Source organism: Serratia sp. DD3 (genome assembly GCF_000496755.2).
Genome location: NZ_AYKS02000038.1, coordinates 1 through 2,208, shown reverse-complemented (window position 1 = coordinate 2,208; position 2,208 = coordinate 1). Strand labels below are relative to the sequence as shown.

Genomic DNA, 2,208 nt, shown 5'->3' with positions numbered 1-2,208 from the left:
TTGCCGTACATCTTCCTGCTGTCGCGCATTGCCCATTACCTGAAGCTGATCCAGCGTGAAAACATCGGTACCACCAAGGACCGCCGTCTGCTGGAGCTGGAGCTCAACACCTGGGTACGTAGCCTGGTGACCGAGATGACCGACCCGGGTGACGAACTGCAAGCCTCTCACCCGCTGCGTGATGCGAAGGTGATTGTGGAAGACATCGAGGACAACCCGGGCTTCTTCCGCGTGAGACTGTATGCCATTCCGCACTTCCAGGTGGAAGGGATGGATATCAACCTGTCACTGGTTTCGCAGATGCCAAAAGCGAAGGCTTAACACGGAGACAGAATGAAAATCTATCGTCCGTTATGGAGCGATGGGGCCTTTCTGGCCCCGCAACTGTTCCAGCAGCAGGCACGTTGGGACGCTCATACCATGGATTGTCTGGCGCATATGGCGCTGGCCAACCCGTGGGGGGTGGTCAGTGCCGAGTTTGATGACAGCGCGCTGGCGGTGTCCCGCCTCAGTGCCCTGGAGTTGGTGGTACGTTTCCAGGATGGGACGCTGATTGATAGCGTGCTGGCGGATAACCTGCCCCCGGCCAGTGATTTGTCGTCACTGACCGGGCGTGAGGTGGCGGAGGTGGTATTGGCGCTGCCGTTATTGCAGGCCAACGGCGGCAATGTCGATGAAACCGGCCAGGCAGAGCGTCCGCGCCGTTACCTGCGGGAGTGGGTTCGGGTGCAGGATTTGTCCGGTCAGGAGCTCACCGACATTCCGGTACAACGCCATGCCCTCTCACTGCGGTTTGCCCATGAGGAAAACAAGGAGTACCTGACGTTGCCGGTGGCACGCCTGGTGCGCAATGGCCAGGGGCAGTGGGCGTTTGACCGCCATTTTATTCCCCCGATGATGGCGCTGGTTGCCAGCCCGCTACTGCTGGAGTCGGTCCGTCAATTGACCCACCGCCTCAAGGCCAAACGGGGTCGCCTGATGGCGATGCGCCGTGAGAGTAACCAGCGCATGGCGGATTTTGCCGTGGCGGATGTCTCGCTGTTCTGGTTGCTCAATGCGTTGAACAGTCACGAGCCGATACTGGATGATTTGCTGGCCAACCCGCGTTTGCACCCGGAACTGCTGTACCGGGAGCTGGCGCGTCTGGCGGGCAGTCTGCTGACGTTTTCCCTTGAGCATGATGCCGATGCCATTCCGACCTACCAGCATTCGGCTCCGGAGCGGGTGTTTCCGCCGCTGTTGTCACTGCTGGGTGACCTGCTGGAAGCCAGTTTGCCATCACGCGTCATTGCCATCGAACTGACCCACGAAGACCAGTTCTGGCGCGGGGCGCTGCACGATGCGCGTTTGCGCGAAGAGGCCGATTTTTACCTCTCCGTGCGCTCCACCTTGCCGGCCTACCAGCTTCAGACCCAGTTCCCGCTGATGTGCAAGGCGGGCAGTCCGGACGACGTGGCCGATGTGGTGAACATTGCGCTCAGTGGCATTCCGTTGAAAGCCCTGACCCAGGTGCCGGCCGCCATTCCGCTGCGCCTGGAAAATCAATATTTTGCTCTCGAACTGACGCATCCGGCCGCTCAGGCCATGCTGACGGCCGGCACCTGCGTGTTTTATGTGCCGGAGACGTTGGGGGATGTTCAGCTTGAACTGTTTGCGGTGCTGCGCTCATGACAAATACCCGACCGGACATGACTGAAACAACGACGCCGGGTGGCAAGGCGTCGGTTAACGTTGACCAACTGTTTGCCGAGACCTGGCTGATGGTGTGTCAACTGCGTAATGGTGCGGTGGTGACCCAGGGGCGTGAACTGTATCGCAAGGCCTGCACCCTGGTGGACCAGGCACGCCGCCAATTGGAAAGTGCGCGTCTGTCCTCGGCTGCGGTGGAGCACATGCTGTATGCCCAGTGTGCCTTGCTGGACGCCAGCGTGATGGGCCGCCAGACCCAGGATGACGGCTATCGTGAGTGGCTGAAATCCCCGTTGCAGGCCCGTTATTTCAATACGTTGGATGCGGGTGAGCAGTTGTGGGACCGCATACGCCGTGTGCTCAATGAGCCTGCGCCGGATATCCGGGTGCTGACCTGTTTCCACCGGGTGCTGCTGCTGGGTTTCAATGGCCGTTATGGGTCACAGGACCCGACGCATTGTGACGAGGTGCGTGAGGTGCTGGCACAACGGGTACCGCCATTCAGCCTGCAGCAGGATT

2 protein-coding genes and 1 pseudogene are annotated in these 2,208 nt (G+C 60.2%); all 3 read left to right on the top strand.

Annotation, left to right across the window (positions count from 1 at the left end; all coding sequences use genetic code 11):
* Positions 1–321: pseudogene (locus IO95_RS06220) on the top strand (type VI secretion system contractile sheath large subunit); the annotation flags it as partial.
* Positions 322–333: 12 nt separating this feature from the next.
* Positions 334–1,671, top strand: coding sequence for a type VI secretion system baseplate subunit TssK (tssK, locus tag IO95_RS06215; protein ID WP_037384369.1), 1,338 nt, complete (start codon positions 334–336; stop codon positions 1,669–1,671).
* Positions 1,668–2,208: type VI secretion system protein TssL, short form (gene tssL, locus IO95_RS06210; protein WP_051791129.1), on the top strand; the 541-nt coding region annotated here is incomplete at its 3' end. The genes tssK and tssL, both read left to right, overlap by 4 nt.

Coding starts and splice junctions, on each gene's coding strand:
- tssK (WP_037384369.1), top strand. CDS start 334: ATGAAAATCTATCGTCCGTTATGGAGCGATGGGGCCTTTCTGGCCCCG.